Source organism: Stenotrophomonas sp. 05L414_2, assembly GCF_056397905.1.
The window spans coordinates 21,879-36,897 of sequence record NZ_JBFTOJ010000017.1 but is presented as its reverse complement, the minus strand read 5'-3'; the positions used below and the strand labels follow the sequence as shown (position 1 = coordinate 36,897).

13 protein-coding genes and 6 tRNA genes are annotated in these 15,019 nt (G+C 66.3%); 13 read left to right on the top strand and 6 right to left on the bottom strand.

Annotated features, from left to right (window positions below):
• Nucleotides 1-464: 464 nt before the first annotated feature.
• The 4 genes from ppk1 to AC1DJN_RS04215 form a co-directional block, all read right to left on the bottom strand.
• Nucleotides 465-2,552, bottom strand: coding sequence for a polyphosphate kinase 1 (gene ppk1 / locus AC1DJN_RS04230; RefSeq protein WP_478038909.1), 2,088 nt, complete (start codon nucleotides 2,550-2,552; stop codon nucleotides 465-467).
• Nucleotides 2,553-2,556: 4 nt separating this feature from the next.
• Nucleotides 2,557-3,888, bottom strand: coding sequence for a phosphate regulon sensor histidine kinase PhoR (phoR, locus tag AC1DJN_RS04225; RefSeq protein ID WP_478038908.1), 1,332 nt, complete (start codon nucleotides 3,886-3,888; stop codon nucleotides 2,557-2,559).
• A gap of 105 nt (nucleotides 3,889-3,993) precedes the next feature.
• Entirely contained in the window at nucleotides 3,994-4,683 is a 690-nt protein-coding gene (gene phoB, locus AC1DJN_RS04220) for a phosphate regulon transcriptional regulator PhoB (protein ID WP_478038907.1), read from the bottom strand.
• A gap of 116 nt (nucleotides 4,684-4,799) precedes the next feature.
• Nucleotides 4,800-6,446: a M48 family metalloprotease gene (locus tag AC1DJN_RS04215; protein WP_478013611.1), complete on the bottom strand. Its 1,647-nt coding sequence runs from the start codon at nucleotides 6,444-6,446 to the stop codon at nucleotides 4,800-4,802.
• 146 nt (nucleotides 6,447-6,592) lie between these two features.
• Between AC1DJN_RS04215 and grxC the strand changes: the two genes are divergently transcribed.
• The 6 genes from grxC to AC1DJN_RS04185 all read left to right on the top strand — a co-directional run bounded on the left by grxC (nucleotide 6,593) and on the right by AC1DJN_RS04185 (nucleotide 11,349).
• Complete coding sequence (grxC, locus tag AC1DJN_RS04210) at nucleotides 6,593-6,883, top strand: glutaredoxin 3 (protein ID WP_025878124.1); 291 nt, start codon at nucleotides 6,593-6,595, stop codon at nucleotides 6,881-6,883.
• Nucleotides 6,880-7,272, top strand: coding sequence for a carboxymuconolactone decarboxylase family protein (locus tag AC1DJN_RS04205; RefSeq protein ID WP_005408260.1), 393 nt, complete (start codon nucleotides 6,880-6,882; stop codon nucleotides 7,270-7,272). The genes grxC and AC1DJN_RS04205 overlap by 4 nt, the downstream gene beginning before the upstream one ends.
• A 358-nt stretch (nucleotides 7,273-7,630) precedes the next feature.
• On the top strand, nucleotides 7,631-8,635 hold the full coding sequence (locus AC1DJN_RS04200; RefSeq protein ID WP_025878127.1) for an isocitrate dehydrogenase: 1,005 nt from the start codon (nucleotides 7,631-7,633) through the stop codon (nucleotides 8,633-8,635).
• A gap of 219 nt (nucleotides 8,636-8,854) precedes the next feature.
• Nucleotides 8,855-9,598 carry a cysteine hydrolase family protein gene (locus AC1DJN_RS04195; RefSeq protein WP_088101161.1) on the top strand — a complete coding sequence of 248 codons (744 nt, stop codon included), beginning with the start codon at nucleotides 8,855-8,857 and terminating at the stop codon, nucleotides 9,596-9,598.
• A gap of 53 nt (nucleotides 9,599-9,651) precedes the next feature.
• Entirely contained in the window at nucleotides 9,652-10,560 is a 909-nt protein-coding gene (locus AC1DJN_RS04190; RefSeq protein WP_442252192.1) for a LysR family transcriptional regulator, read from the top strand.
• 27 nt (nucleotides 10,561-10,587) lie between these two features.
• Nucleotides 10,588-11,349 carry a sulfite exporter TauE/SafE family protein gene (locus AC1DJN_RS04185; RefSeq protein ID WP_442252191.1) on the top strand — a complete coding sequence of 254 codons (762 nt, stop codon included), beginning with the start codon at nucleotides 10,588-10,590 and terminating at the stop codon, nucleotides 11,347-11,349.
• A 4-nt stretch (nucleotides 11,350-11,353) separates the two neighbouring features.
• Here the strand turns inward: AC1DJN_RS04185 and AC1DJN_RS04180 are convergent, their stop codons facing one another.
• Together AC1DJN_RS04180 and AC1DJN_RS04175 are read right to left on the bottom strand one after the other, a co-directional pair.
• Nucleotides 11,354-11,986 (bottom strand): flavin reductase family protein, encoded by a 633-nt coding sequence (locus AC1DJN_RS04180; RefSeq protein WP_442252190.1) that lies wholly within the window; start codon nucleotides 11,984-11,986, stop codon nucleotides 11,354-11,356.
• 97 nt (nucleotides 11,987-12,083) lie between these two features.
• Nucleotides 12,084-12,842: a Bax inhibitor-1/YccA family protein gene (locus tag AC1DJN_RS04175; RefSeq protein WP_032977389.1), complete on the bottom strand. Its 759-nt coding sequence runs from the start codon at nucleotides 12,840-12,842 to the stop codon at nucleotides 12,084-12,086.
• A gap of 181 nt (nucleotides 12,843-13,023) precedes the next feature.
• On the opposite strand from AC1DJN_RS04175, the gene AC1DJN_RS04170 reads away from it, so the two are divergent.
• The 7 genes from AC1DJN_RS04170 to AC1DJN_RS04140 all read left to right on the top strand — a co-directional run bounded on the left by AC1DJN_RS04170 (nucleotide 13,024) and on the right by AC1DJN_RS04140 (nucleotide 14,854).
• Nucleotides 13,024-13,100: transfer RNA gene (locus tag AC1DJN_RS04170), tRNA-Pro, on the top strand.
• A 39-nt stretch (nucleotides 13,101-13,139) separates the two neighbouring features.
• Nucleotides 13,140-13,216 (top strand) — tRNA-Arg (locus AC1DJN_RS04165).
• A gap of 173 nt (nucleotides 13,217-13,389) precedes the next feature.
• Nucleotides 13,390-13,466: transfer RNA gene (locus AC1DJN_RS04160), tRNA-His, on the top strand.
• 79 nt (nucleotides 13,467-13,545) lie between these two features.
• Nucleotides 13,546-13,621, top strand: a tRNA-Lys gene (locus AC1DJN_RS04155).
• A gap of 151 nt (nucleotides 13,622-13,772) precedes the next feature.
• Nucleotides 13,773-13,848: transfer RNA gene (locus tag AC1DJN_RS04150), tRNA-Lys, on the top strand.
• A 471-nt stretch (nucleotides 13,849-14,319) separates the two neighbouring features.
• Nucleotides 14,320-14,646 carry a hypothetical protein gene (locus AC1DJN_RS04145; RefSeq protein WP_442252188.1) on the top strand — a complete coding sequence of 109 codons (327 nt, stop codon included), beginning with the start codon at nucleotides 14,320-14,322 and terminating at the stop codon, nucleotides 14,644-14,646.
• A 123-nt stretch (nucleotides 14,647-14,769) separates the two neighbouring features.
• A tRNA-Leu gene (locus AC1DJN_RS04140) sits at nucleotides 14,770-14,854 on the top strand.
• Nucleotides 14,855-15,019 lie beyond the last annotated feature (165 nt).

Genomic DNA, 15,019 nt, shown 5'->3' with positions numbered 1-15,019 from the left:
GTTGCGGGGGACGCCGTAAACCCCCAGACCGGCCCAGCCGCTGGCGGCTGTGCGTTCGGGCGCTTGCGAAGCAGTGCTTCGCAAGCAAAGCGCCCTCACCCTTGGGGGCTTGACCGCGGCATCCATGCCGCGGACACCCCCGCAACCGGACCCACCCCGCCTTCGACAGGTTCCGCGATCTGTCGGAATGGCATGGCCTGCTTCTGGTGGGTGTCGACCTTGCCTGCTGTTGGTAGGTGTCGACCTTGGTCGACACGGTGGATCCACGCCATGCGTGGATGAATCCAAACGTGCCAACCAAGGTCGGCATCTACCGGATCGAAGGGCCTGCATATGTCGACCTTCGACAGGTTCACGCGGCTGTTGGTAGGTGTCGACCTTGGTCGACACGGTAGATCCACGCCATGCGTGGATGAATCCAAACGTGCCAACCAAGGTTGGCACCTACCTGGCCACCTACCGGGTCAGAGGCCCTGCATCAACGCCATCTGCGCCGAATGCGGGGCTTCGTCGTGGGCCGGTGCGCGCTTGTGGTAGATGCCTTCGGCATCCAGCTCCCAGGCGTTGAGGTTGTCGTCCAGGTAGTTCTGCAGCACCTCGCGGTACACCCGCTTGGCCAGCGCCGGGTCGAGGATCGGGAAGCAGGTTTCCACCCGGCGCAGCAGGTTGCGTTCCAGCCAGTCGGCGCTGGCGCAGTACAGCTCCGGTGCGCCGTCGTTGCCGAACCAGTAGACCCGGCTGTGTTCCAGGAAACGGCCGACGATCGAGCGCACGCGGATGTTGTCCGACACGCCCGGTACGCCCGGGCGCAGGGTGCAGGCGCCACGGATGATCAGGTCGATCTGCACACCCGCCTGCGAGGCGGCGTACAGCGCACGGATCACCTGCGCTTCGTTGAGGGCGTTCATCTTGGCGATGATCCGCGCCGGTCGCCCGGCGGCGGCGATGCGCGTCTCGCGCTCGATCCTCGCCAGGATCCCGGTGTGCAACGTGAAGGGCGACTGCAGCAGGCGCTTGAGCTTCATCTTCGACGCCAGCCCGGACAGCTGCTGGAACAGCAGGTGCACGTCGTTGCCGATGTCCGCATCGGCGGTGATCAGGCTCAGGTCGGTGTACGCGCGCGCGGTACCGCTGTGGTAGTTGCCGGTGCCCAGGTGCACGTAGCGGCGCAGCTTGCGGCCTTCGCGGCGCACGATCAGCAGCATCTTGGCGTGGGTCTTGTAGCCGACCACGCCGTACACCACCTGCACGCCGGCTTCCTGCAGCCGATCGGCCAGGCCAAGGTTGGCTTCTTCATCGAAGCGCGCGCGCAGCTCGACCACCACGGTCACGTCCTTGCCGGCGCGCGCCGCCTGGATCAGTGCATCGACGATCAATGAGTCCTTGCCGGTGCGGTACAGGGTCTGCTTGATCGCCAGCACGTTCGGATCAAGGGCGGCCTGGCGGATCAGGTCGAGCACCGCCGCGAACGCGTCGAAGGGGTGGTGCAGCAGCAGGTCCTGGCGGGCCACGGTCTCGAAGATGCCGTCGCTGTCGCGCAGGGTGCGCGGGGTCATCGGCGGATACTTCAGGTCCGGCTGGGCGATCAGGTCGTACAGCTGGATGATGCGGTTGAGGTTGACCGGTCCGTCGATGCGGTACACCGCGTTCTCGGTCAGGCCGAAGTTCTGCAGCAGGGTGCGTACGATGTCGCGCGGCATGTCGTGGGCGATCTCCAGCCGCACTGCAGGCCGGTAGCCGCGGTCCACCAGCTCATCGCGCAGGGCCAGCGCCAGGTTTTCCACTTCCTCTTCATCCACCACCAGCTCGGAGTTGCGGGTGACACGGAACTGATAGGCGCCCAGCACTTCCAGCCCCGGGAACAACTCGTCCACGAAGGTGGACAGCACCGAGGACAGGAACACGAAATTCTGCGGGCCGCCGAGTTTTTCCGGCAGCTGGATGATCCGCGGCAGCGAACGCGGTGCGCGCACGATGGCCAGGTGGCCGCTGCGGCCGAACGCATCGGTGCCCTTCAGCACCACCACGATGTTCAGCGACTTGTTGAGGWTCTTCGGGAACGGATGCACCGGATCCAGGCCCAGCGGCGACAGCACCGGCATGATCTCGTTGCGGAAATAGGCACGCAGCCAGCGCTTCTGGCGATGGGTCCAGGAGTTGCGGCCGAGCACGCCGATGCCGGCCTCCATCAGCGCCGGGCGCAGCGTCTGGTTCCAGCAGCGGTACTGCTGGTCCACCAGCTCGGCGGCGCGCTCGTGGATGGCATTGAGAATGGCCTGCGGGCTCATGCCGTCCGGTGCCGGCGGCAGGCCGAACTCCTGTGCATGACGGACCGCAGCGGCACGGATCTCGAAGAATTCATCCAGGTTCGTGCAGGAGATGCACATGAAGCGCAGGCGCTCCAGCAGCGGCACCTGCGGGTCCATCGCCTGCGCCAGCACGCGGAAGTTGAAATCCAGCTGCGACAGTTCGCGGTTGATGTACAGCGCCGGGTCGCGCAACGGATCGCTGTCCGTGCTCACGGGGAGGGGGGGGGATCCGAGGCTGCTCATGGCGTCATTCTTCGAAGGAGGTCAGGGGGGCGGACTCACGCGGTCGCACGTGGTCGGCATCGAAATGGCAGGCGAACACCGAGCCCTTGCCGACCTCGCTGTCGATTTCCAGGCGTGCGTGGTGCAGACCGAGGATGTGCTTGACGATCGAAAGGCCCAGGCCGGTGCCRCCGSTTTCGCGCGAGCGGCTGCKGKMGAYGCGGTAGAAGCGTTCGGTCAGGCGGGGCAGGTGGGTGGCCGGAATGCCATAGCCGGTATCGCGTACCGCCAGCACCACGCCGTCGCCCTCGCGGCGGAACTCCACCGCGATGCGGCCACCGGCCGGGGTGTAGCGGACCGCGTTGGTGACCAGGTTGGAGAACGCGCTGTGCAGTTCCTTGGTCGAGCCCTGCAGGTCCACGCCGGCCAGGTCGTCGATGCTGATCTGGTGCCGGCCCTGGCTGTGCGCTTCGGCTTCGCGGCGCAGGGTGGCCAGCATGGGCTGCATCGCCACCGTCTCAGCCTCGCTGTGTTCCTGCGATTCCAGCCGAGACAGGGTCAGCAGGTCCTCCACCAGCTGGGCCATGCGCTGGCTCTGCTTGCGCATTTCCTCCAGCATCGGTCCGGTTCCCGGGAAGTCCTCCGGGTCCATCATGTCCAGGTAGCCGTGGACCACGGTGAGCGGCGTGCGCAGCTCATGTGAAACGTTGGCCACGAAGTCGCGGCGTACCTGTTCCAGGCGCAGCAGCTTGCTGACGTCACGGGCGATCAACAGCCAGTAGTCGGACGAATAGGGAATCAGGCGCAGGTTCAGGCGGATCGCAGGATCGACCGGCGATGGCACGTCCAGGATCGGTTCGGCATTGCGGCCACCGGCCAGCCAGTGGGCCAGCGGCATCGGCTGCAGGCGTTCGACCAAGGCCTCACCCAGATCGCCCGGATGATGCAGGCCGAGCAGGGCCGTGGCCGCTTCGTTGAACCACTGCACGCGCTGGCTGTTGCGGTCCAGCACCACCACGGCGTCGGGCAGCGCGGCCGCTGCAGCGCGATAGCTGCGCAGCATGTCCAGCAGTCGCCGCTTGCGCACGCGCATCTCGACCTGGTTGCGGTACAGCAGGCGGTCCAGCTCGTTCCAGACGCCGGTGCCTTCGGCGGCGGTGTCCCAGCGCTGGCGCGCGGTCAGCCGGCGCAGCACGCGGCGCAGCCGCCAGTAGTGCCAGACCAGCGTCGCCAGTGCCGCCAGCGCGATGCACAGCCACAGGTGGCCAGTGAACCAACCGACCAGACCGGCCAACAGCAACACGGTGGCCACGGTGGCCAGTGTCTTCAACCAGGCAGAGCGGATGTGGCGGGGCATTGCGGTCTCGTCGTGGGTTGCGGCGGTTCACGCAGGTGAACCGGAAGTTATAGCAGAGTTGCCGACGCCGGCACCGTGGGGTGCACGGCGCCGGCACGACGAGGCTCAGGTTGCGGTGGAGAAGCGATAACCGGCGCCGCGCACGGTCTGCACCATGTTCTCGGCGTTGAACGGTTCCAGCGTCTTGCGCAGGCGGCGGATATGCACGTCGATGGTGCGTTCTTCCACATACACGCTGCCGCCCCACACGTGGTCCAGCAACTGCGCGCGGGTATACACGCGCTCGGGGTGGGTCATGAAGAAGTGCAGCAGGCGGTACTCGGTCGGGCCGATCGGCACCGGCTGGTCGTTGGCGAACACGCGATGGGCGGCACCGTCGATGYGGATCGCGCCCACCGCCACGCTGCCGTCCTCGTCATCGTCGCGGGCGCGGCGCATGACCGCGCGGATACGCGCCAGCAGTTCGCGCGCCGAGAACGGCTTGACCACGTAGTCGTCGACACCGGCTTCGAGGCCGCCGACGCGGTCGTTCTCTTCGCCGCGCGCGGTCAGCATGATGATCGGCACTTCGCGGGTGAGGGTTTCCTTGCGCCAGCGCCGGGCCAGGTCCAGGCCGCTGGTGCCGGGCAGCATCCAGTCCAGCAGGATCAGGTCGGGGACGCGGTCGGCGATGGCGGTCTGGGCCTCGCGGGCGTCACCGGCGTGGACAGGTTCGTAATCGCCCTTGCGAAGGGCGAAGGCGACCATTTCGCGGATCGCGGGCTCGTCATCGACGATCAGGATGCGTTTCTGCACGAGGGCACCGTAGGGCTCAGTTACTGGAGTGGTGCCAGTAGACTACGGTTTGATGACATGTTTGTGACTGCCTGGCCGGCATCTGGCTTTGCTGCCATCTGCCGGTCATGCCGCACTCAGCGGCGGTCCAGATCCGGGTCCTGCACGCCCTGCCGGCGCAGCTCGAGCACGGTGGGCGTGATCGACTCGATCCGCGCATCCACCCGGGCCCGACCGACATAGTCCAGCGCGGGGTTACGCTTGAGTGCCTGCAGCTGCATCAGGGCCTGTTCCGGGCGCCCGCCCAGGAACGCCGCCTCGGCATAGGCCTCGCTGGCGCGGACGCTGTCGCCGGCCAGTTCACTGGCGCGGGCGTAGCGCTGCTGGAAGACCGGATCGTTACCGCTTTGCGACAGCAGGGGGCGCAGCATCGCCTGCGCGCGCTGGCCCGCGGCCTGGCCTCCCTGCTCGTTCAGGATCTCGGCGTAGGTCAGGGCCACCGGCCGGCTGTTGGGGTGTTCGTGCAGCAGCTGCTCGAAGCGCGCATTGGCCTGGGTGGATTGGCCGGTGCGCGACTCCGCTTCGGCCAGGGCCAGGGCGACCCACAGGCTGTCCGGGTGGGTCTTCAGCAGGTCGGTGAGGGTCTGCCGGGCCTGGTTGGCACCGCTGCGGCCACCGCGCATCGTGGCCAGCGCCTGGCCATAGCGCTGGGCGTCATCCAGGCCGTCCTTCTGCCTGCGCGCAAGATCGGTGTACTCGCGTTGCAGGTCGGCCGGGCTGTCGGCGCTGAGCACGCGCAGGCGCTCACGGGCCCAGTTGAAATCGCCACTGGCGCCGCGGCTGAGCTGGCCGATCGGAACCCGCAGCACGCTGCCGGGCAGCAGCGGGTTGATGCCGCGCAGCAGCGGATCGCCCAGGGTCGGGTCGGCGGGATCCACTCGCTCCTTTCGCTCGCCGCTGGGCGTGCGCGTGGTCAGCAGCACCGTGTCCTTCTTCATCTGTTCGGCGCGGGCCTTGGCCTCGCTGATGCGGGTGGTGTTGACCGGGTGGGTGCGCAGGAAGTCGGGAACGCTGTAGCCGCCATCGTTGCCGCGCATCGCCGAGGACATGCGTTCGAAGAAGCCGGCCATCGCATCCACGTCGTAGCCGCTGCGCGACAGCGTGCGGATGCCCAGCCGGTCGGCCTCCGATTCGTTGGAGCGGGTGTAGTCGATCTGCCGTTGCTGCATCAGGCCCATGCCCGAGCTGATCGCGGCCATGGTCGCGTTGCCCGAGGACGAACTGTTGCTGGCCTGGGCGGCAACCACCGCCGCCAGCATCCCCAGCAGGATCGGGATCTGGTCGCGCTGGGCGCGCTCGACCCCGCGCAGCACGTGCTGCTGGGTGACGTGGGCGATTTCGTGCGACAGCACCGCCGCCACCTCGTCCTCGCGCTCGGCCGTCAGCACCAGGCCGGCATTGACGCCGATATAGCCGCCGAGGGTGGCGAAGGCATTGATCTGGCGGTCCTTCATCACGAAGAACGTGTAGGGCTGGCGTGGCTGGTCACTGTTGGATCCGAGGCGGGTGCCCATGGTCTGCAGCCAGTCGTTGACCAGGGGATCGTCCAGTAGGTAGCCATAGTTGCGCAGTTCGCGCAGCATCATCGCGCCGTACTCGGCCTGCCGGGCCGGGGTCAGCAGTTCGCCCGCCGAGGAGCCGATGTCCGGCAGCTTCTCCTGGGCCTGCGCCAGCGGGGCGGCCAGGGCCAGGGTCAGGGCAGCGGTGAGCAGCAGGGGTCGCAAGCGGTCGGTCCTCGGGCAGGGTCGGCCCAGCGTGGCAGGGCAGGGGGCAACCATTCGTTAATCAATCCACAGTGTTGCGGGCGTGGCGTGGAAATTCCAGCGCACCGGTACCATATATGGACCGTCGATCCATCGTGGAGTTTCCCGTGACAGCCCAGTCCGCCGGCGCTACCCCCGCCATCACCATCTATTCCACCGCCGTCTGCCCGTACTGCGTGGCCGCCAAGAACTTCCTCAAGAGCAAGGGCCAGCAATGGACCGAGGTCCGCATCGACCTGGACCCGGTCGAGCGCGAGAAGATGATGGCCAAGACCCGCCGCACCAGCGTCCCGCAGATCTTCGTGGGCGACGTCCACGTGGGCGGCTACGACGACATGATGGCCCTGCATCGTGAAGGCAAGCTCGAGCCGCTGCTGGCCGGGCAGGGCCAGGCATGAGCGCGGCCGACGACGGCAGCAAGGACCGGATCGCCGAGTTCACCGACTTCCGCAAGCGCATGAATGAACGCATCCTGGGCGAGCCGAACCAGGTGGTGCGCCGCTTCTTCGCCCTGGATACGCAGACCTACCAGGCCGGCGCGCTGGACGTGAAGACCAAGGAGTTGCTGGGCCTGGTGGCCTCGATGGTGCTGCGCTGCGACGACTGCATCAGCTACCACGTGGCCCAGTGCAAGGACGCCGGCGTCACCCGTGAGGAGTTCTTCGAGACCTTCTCGGTAGGCCTGGTGGTCGGCGGCTCGATCGTGATCCCGCACCTGCGCCGCGCGGTGGACTTCCTCGACCAGCTGGAAGGTGGCGCCGCCGCCCCGGCAGCGCACGAGCACTGAGCCTGGCCGCTACCGCGAACCGGGCCCTCTGGTAGTGCCGGCCGCTGGCCGGCATCTGGTGGACCCAAATCGGCAGAGGTTGCCGGCCAGYGGCCGGCACTACCCGGTAAATGCCTGCACCGGGGCCTTCCCCTCGATCCCGCAGCCCAGGAGCCCCCTTGTTGTTAAAGGGGGCGCGCCGAAGGCGCGGGGATAAGGAGGAATGCGCGGGCAATTCTGCCTGAGCCGGGGACTGGGACCATGGTCTATTTGGGACCTCGGCCCCGGCTCAGGCATAATTGCGGGTGAAACTTCCTTTGCGCCGGCGTTTCCGGGCACGTCCGGACGGCGTTTTTCCCCCTGTTCGGAACATCGATCAATGACGCAGAAAATTACGGTCATCCGCGGCGACGGCATTGGCCCGGAAATCATGGACGCCACCCTGTTCGTGCTCGACCAGCTCAACACTGGCCTGGAGTACGAAGACGCCGACGCCGGCCTGGTGGCCCTGGAGAAGCACGGCGATCTGATGCCGGCGGTGACCCTGGAATCGATCGCGCGCAACAAGGTCGCGCTGAAGAGCCCGCTGACCACCCCGGTTGGTGGCGGCTTCACCTCGATCAACGTCAGCCTGCGCCGCCACTTCGACCTGTACGCCAACGTGCGTCCGGCCCACACCTTCCCGAACACCAAGTCGCGTTTCGACAACGTCGACCTGATCACCGTTCGTGAGAACACCGAAGGTGCGTACCTGGCCGAAGGCCAGGAAGTGTCGGCCGACGGCGAGACCGCTTTCTCCGGCACCCGCATCACCCGCAAGGGCTCCGAGCGCATCGTGCGTTACGCCTTCGAGCTGGCCAAGAGCACCGGCCGCAAGAAGGTCACCGCCGTGCACAAGGCCAACATCATCAAGTCGACCTCGGGCCTGTTCCTGGCCGTGGCGCGCGAAGTCGCCGCGCAGTACCCGGACATCGAGTTCCAGGAAATGATCGTCGACAACTGCTGCATGCAGCTGGTGATGCGTCCGGAACAGTTCGATGTGATCGTCACCACCAACCTGTTCGGTGACATCATTTCCGACCTGTGCGCCGGTCTGGTCGGTGGCCTGGGCCTGGCCCCGGGCGCCAACATCGGCAAGGACGCGGCGATCTTCGAAGCCGTGCACGGCACCGCGCCGGACATCGCCGGCCAGGGCAAGGCCAATCCGTGCGCCCTGCTGCTGGCGGCGGCACAGATGCTCGACCACGTCGGCCAGCCGGAAAACGCCGAGCGCCTGCGCAAGGCCATCGTCGCCACGATGGAAGCCAAGGATTCGCTGACCGGCGACCTCGGCGGCACCGGCAACACGATGGGCTTCGCCAAGGCGATCGCCAGCCGCCTGTAAGCGGCGGCTCGACTCCGATTGGATCCACAGCGGGGCGCCTTCGGGCGCCCCGCTGCGTTTCACCGGCCAGTAGATCCACGCCATGCGTGGATGGCGGCATCATCTGCAAGGAAAATGATCTGTGCGAAAACCGCACAGATTGTGTGCTCAACGGCGGCTGGTTCGTGCATTCAATGCTCCTCATCCTGTGCCCACTTTCCACCGCACAGGAGCTTGACCATGAACCTCACTGCTTTCGGCCTGGCCGGCCTGATCGGCATGGCTGCCACCGCCCCGGTTGTCGCCGCCGAGCCGGTCCACCCCACCATCCGCCATATGGCTGGCGCTGCGGCTGCCACCTCGCTCGACGCAGCGAAGACGGCCGTGCTGGTGATCGACTTCCAGAACGAGTACTTCGACGCCAGCGCCGCGCCCGGTTTCGCCGGTGGCCGCATGGTCATTCCCGATGGCGTGGCGGCCCTGCGGCAGACGCGTCGCGTGGTCGACTTCGCTGATGCCAACGGCATCCGCGTGATCCATGTGCAGCACGTATTGCCGGCAGGCGCGCCGCTGTTTGCAGAAGGCAGTGTCAACGCGGCATTCCACCGTGACATGCAACCGCGCAAGGGCGAGACGGTGGTGCAGAAGGACAACGTCAGCGTGTTCGCCGGTGCCTCGGCAGCGGCACTGGACAAGGTGCTGAAGGATGCCGGTATCGACACCCTCATCGTCACCGGGCTGCAGACCCATGCCTGCGTTGCCGGTGCTGCACGCGATGCTGCGGCGGCGCCGCGCGGCTACCGGGTGATCGTGGCTTCCGATGCCTCTGCCAGCCGTGATCTGGATCTGGCCAATGGCGGGACCATCGGCCATCGCGCATTGCATGAGGCGTCGCTGGCGCAGATCGAGGATGCCTTTGGCGATGTGATGACCACCTCGGCGATTCTGGCCCTGCCGGTGCGCAAGGCAGGCAACGGCACTTGATAAGCTGGCGGGGTCCGCAGCCTGCGGGCCCCGCCGACTGGAGCGCGCTGCCGATGGACCATTTCGCCGCCCTGCGAGCCCTGCGCGCGATCGTCGACGCCGGCAGTTTCACTGCCGCCGCCGAGCGGCTGGGTACCACCCATTCGGCGATGTCGCGGCAGTTGCGTCAACTTGAAGAGCACCTGCAGGTGCGGCTGCTGGATCGCAACAGCCGGCGGCTGTCGTTGACCGAGGCCGGGCGCGACTACTACAGCGAGGCGGTTGCGCTGCTTGACCGGCTGGAGGCCGCCGATGACCGTGCGCGGGCCGGCCAGGCCCAGCCCAGCGGGCGCGTGCGGGTCAGCGTGCCGCAGGTGGTCGCCAGCCAGGAGCTGCCGCATTGGCTGCCTGGCTTCCTGGCGCGCTATCGCCAGGTTGCGCTGGAACTGTCGGCCGACGATCAGCTGGTCGATGTGGTCGGCGGGGGCTTCGACCTCGCCCTGCGCATCGCGCCGTCCTTGCCTGACAGCCAACTGGTCGCCCGTGAACTGGCGCGATGCCCGCGCATCCTGGTTGCGGCACCGGCGTACCTCGCCCGGCAGGGACTGCCTCGGCAGGTGGCCGACCTGCAGAACCACACCTTGTTGGGGTTCAACCCTGTTGCGGCGATGACGCCGTGGCAGCTGCACGGACCGCGCGGTGTCATCGCCAGCGTGGAAGCAGGCCAGCGACTGCGCGTGGACGCCACGCCGGCACTGTATGCGGCCGTGCTGGCCGGCATGGGCATCAGTCTGTTCACCGCGCTTACGGTGCAGGAAGATCTTCGCGCCGGCCGCTTGATCCGCGTGCTTCCCAGCTGGCACGGTGGCACGCGCTGCTATTTCGCGCTGTATCCCCATGCGCGTGCGCTGGCGCCGAAGGTGCGCGCGCTGGTCGATCATCTCGCCACGCATTACGCTGCAGCGTCGGGTGCGGCAGGGTAAGTCGCACGGCAGTGGTGAGGAGTGGGGATGGAGCCGGTGTATCTGCTGGTCGCGCTGGGCGCGATCGTCGCGGGGTTCGTGCAGGGCCTGTCGGGATTCGCGTTCGGCATGGTCGCGATGTCGTTCTGGGCGTGGGGGCTGGATCCCCGGCTTGCGGCGACGCTGTCGGTGTTCGGCGCGCTGGTCGGCCAGTTGCTGGCGGTATTCACCGTGCGCCGTGGCTTCAACCTGCGCCTGCTGCTGCCGTTCGTGCTCGGTGGGTTGGCGGGCATTCCGCTTGGCGTGCTGGTGCTGCCGCAGCTGGACATGGCCTGGTTCAAGGCGCTGCTGGGAGGTTTCCTGGCGCTGTGGTGCCCGGTGATGCTGATGGCGCGTTCGTTGCCACCGGTCACCGTTGGCGGCCGGTTCGGCGACGCGCTGGCCGGCATGGCCGGTGGTGTGCTCAGTGGCATCGGTGGCTTCGCCGGGCCGATACCGACCCTGTGGAGCACGCTGCGGGGCTTCGGCAAGGACGAGCAGCGCGCGGTCATCCAGAGCTTCAACCTGGCGATGCTGGCGGTGACCATGGCCACCTATGTCGGTACCGGCATGGTCACCCGGCAGATGCTGCCGTACTTCGCCATTGTCGCGCCGGCGATGCTGGTACCCACGCTGCTGGGGGCGAAGCTGTATATCGGTATCAGTGAGGCGCGTTTCCGGCAGATCGTCCTCGGCCTGCTGACCGCTTCCGGTGTGGCCATGCTGGCCTCGTCGCTGCCGTTGCTGCTGTCCCGTGGGGTGGCGGGATGAGGGCTCAGGCGGGCCGCAGCATGCGGAAGCGTTGATCGGCGGTGATCCGGAAGTAGTCGGCCGGTCCGCCACCGCGCAGGATGGTGTCGCTCGCTGCGGTGTCGTAGATGCCGTCGACGAGCAACCGCGTATCGATATGCACGGCGACCACTTCTCCCAGTACCAGCCAGCCATTGGTGTCATTGCCGGCCGCATCACGCAGACGCACGATCTGCGTGCAGCGGCACTCCATGCTCACTGGGCTCTGCGCAACGCGCGGCGGTGCAACCAACTCCGAGGCCAGTGCCGTCAGCCCGGCCAATACGAACTCGTCCACGTCGGGCGCGACTGCGCGGCAGCTTTCGTTCATTGCCTGGGCCAGATCGAATGTGGCGAGGTTCCAGACGAACTCGCCGGTGGCTTCGATGTTGCGCAGCGAGTCCTTGCGGCCCTGGCTGCTGAAACCAATGATCGGCGGCGTGTAGTTGAACGCGTTGAAGAAGCTGTAGGGCGCCAGGTTCACATTGCTGTCGGCATCACGACTGGAGATCCAGCCGATGGGACGCGGGCCGATGATGGCGTTGAACGGATCATGTGGCAGGCGATGGCCATCGGCCGGGCGATAGCTGTGGAAGCGGCGAGGGAGGGTGTCTGCCATGGGGCGTGTTTCCGCGGGAGTCGAGCGTGCTCGACGCTACAAAAAAAGGCCGCGATCCCGACGGACCGCGGCCTTGTCGTTTACGGCATGGACTGGATCAGCGCTGCTGGATCTTCGACAGCAGGCGCAGGAACTCCACATACAGCCAGACCAGGGTCACCATCAGGCCGAATGCGCCATACCATTCCATGTACTTCGGCGCGCGCTGGGCCACGCCGGTTTCGATGAAGTCGAAATCCAGCACCAGGTTCAGCGCGGCCACGACCACCACGAACAGGCTGAAGGCGATGCCCAGCCAGCTGGCGTCATGGATCACCGGCACGTTGATGTTGAAGAAGCCCAGCACGAACGAGGCCAGGTACAGCAGGGCGATGCCGCCGGTGGCAGCCACCACGCCGAGCTTGAAGTTCTCGGTGGCCTTGATCAGGCCGCTACGGTAGGCGAACAGCAGTGCGAACAGGGTGCCGAAGGTCAGCAGCACGGCCTGGAACACGATGCCCGGGAACTTCATGTTGAACACGGCCGAGATGGCACCCAGGAACAGGCCTTCCACCAGCGCGTAGAGCGGTGCGGTGACCGGTGACCATTCCTTCTTGAACACGGTGATCAGGGCCAACACCAGGCCACCGATCGCCCCGCCCATGGCGTACAGCTTGGCGCCGGCCATCACCTGGCCGTAGTCGTCCACGGTCTGGTTCCAGGCGAAGGCCGCGGTCAGCACGGTCAGCAGCAGCAGGAAGCCGGTCTTGTTGACGGTGCCATTGAGGGTCATGGTCTGGTCGGGGCTGGTCACCACCGAGCCACTGGCCAGATCGAGGAAGGTCGACTCGGAAAGAGCCGGGTTGCCGCTGCGCATGCGAGGTCTCCGTGCGAAAAGGGGGCGATTGGGCCATCCGGCCGCTGGCTGCGAGCATAGCCGATGACTGCGCAAGCCGTGGTCATGGCGGGGCAGGGCTGGGATTGCGCGTTGACAGTTCGCAGGGCGCTTGGCCACAATGGCCAGCTCCCCGGGTCCATGCCCGAGGGGATTGCAACACCGGGGTATAGCGCAGTCTGGTAGCGCGCCTGCTTTGGGAGCAGGATGTCGGGGGTTCGAATCCCTCTACCCCGACCAATCCCACGTCACGTCGGATTGGACGCCGTTCCGGTTCGGGCGCCCGTAGCTCAACTGGATAGAGCACCGGCCTTCTAAGCCGGCGGTTACAGGTTCGATTCCTGTCGGGCGCGCCATTGGCGCGACACCGGAACGTAGCTGGCGGATGTGAAGAAGTGCTTGCAAAAGCATGCAGACTCCACCAGAATGTCGGACTCGCTTCGGCGGACCTGAACTTCGGTGACAGTCCTCGGGCAACGTATCAAGCGTCAGCGTCGGCAGCATTGGCGGTGAAGCGAAAGTTTCAGTGGTGGCTGTAGCTCAGTTGGTTAGAGTACCRGATTGTGATTCCGGTGGTCGGGGGTTCGAATCCCCTCAGCCACCCCACTGATTCAACCGCATCGGCATCGCCGAAACGGTATTGCAATAAACAGGTCGCCGGCTATAATGTGCGCCTGAGTTTCAAGGGCTGTTAGCTCAGTTGGTAGAGCAGTTGACTCTTAATCAATAGGTCCAAGGTTCGAATCCTTGACAGCCCACCAAGACAGAAGCCATCGGGTCCGCCCGGTGGCTTTTTTCTTCAAGATGTAACCCTTCGCGATGGATCGCTGGTTGCAGTGCTTGTTTCAACGACGTTGAAGAAAGTGCTTGCAACGCCCTCGCGGATCGGGTCATAATTCGCCCCCCGATTTCGGGCTGTTAGCTCAGTTGGTAGAGCAGTTGACTCTTAATCAATAGGTCCAAGGTTCGAATCCTTGACAGCCCACCAGACGAAAGCCACTTGGTCCGCCAAGTGGCTTTTTTCTTTAGTCTCCGCTGGCGTGGAGCCGGCTGGAGGATAGCCCCCTTGAGTCAAGGGGGCGCGGCGAAGCCGGGGGGATGTGGGTGTTGGTGAGAGGGGCCCGCGCGGTGCGCAGCAGCGCGTGGGGCGGCAGCGCGAATGCGCAGCCGCGTCCCCAAGGTTCGAATCCTTGACAGCCCACCAGACGAAAGCCACTTGGTCCGCCAAGTGGCTTTTTTCTTTCCTGCGGCAGCGTCGGCAGATCCCCGTCATGGGTGGATATCGCAGGCATTGAGGGGTTCATCCACGCATGGCGTGGATCTACTGAAGCGTGGCTGAAATCAGCGTCCCATGCGTCATCAGCATGTTCAATGCTGTGAGCTGCTTCTCACCGGTTGCTGCCGGCATCGCTCCCAATAGGCGTTCCGCGCCGAAGGCGCATGCATGAGGAGTGCTTCGATGACGTTCAACAAGAGCGCGGGCGTGATGCTGGCCGCCGTGGTGGTTGTCGCCCTGTCGGGCTGCAGGGCGGACGAGGCGGCCACCGCCGCTGCGCCGGACTACGCGCGGACGGTGGAGCGATCTGCGGATGTCGACCACGTCGCTGCACAGTCGGTGGAGGGGCGCGACGCCGCGCAGTCGACCGGGGCGACAGGGGAGGCGCTGCCTGCTGGCGCGGTTGAAATGACGCGCTCCGCCGATGGCGCCACGCTGGAAACGCCCAGTGACGATGCGGCCGGCGTCCCTGCGGGCGAAACAACCGAGCCCGCGCCGGCCGCCCGCTGACCCGGATCGGCCTGGGGCGGGATGCGCCCAGGCCGGCTCCAAAGGGCAATTTCCCTGTTCAGTTTTGTGGAAGCCTTCCGCTTTTCGCCCTCGCCTGCAACAATGAACACCTGAGCCGGCCACGCGAAAGTGGCGGAATTGGTAGACGCCCTGGATTTAGGTTCCAGTGCCGCAAGGCGTGGGGGTTCGAGTCCCCCCTTTCGCACCAGGCCGGCCCGTCCCCCGCCCAGTCGGGCATTCCGCGTCAACCCCTGCGCCCGGCCGTGCTGGCGGCGCCGCCCGAATTGGGCGAAACTAAAGGGCTGCGGCAAGCAGGCGCGTCATCGACGTCGCGTCCTTACAACCGTTTCATCCATCATCGAGCCGGGGGCCA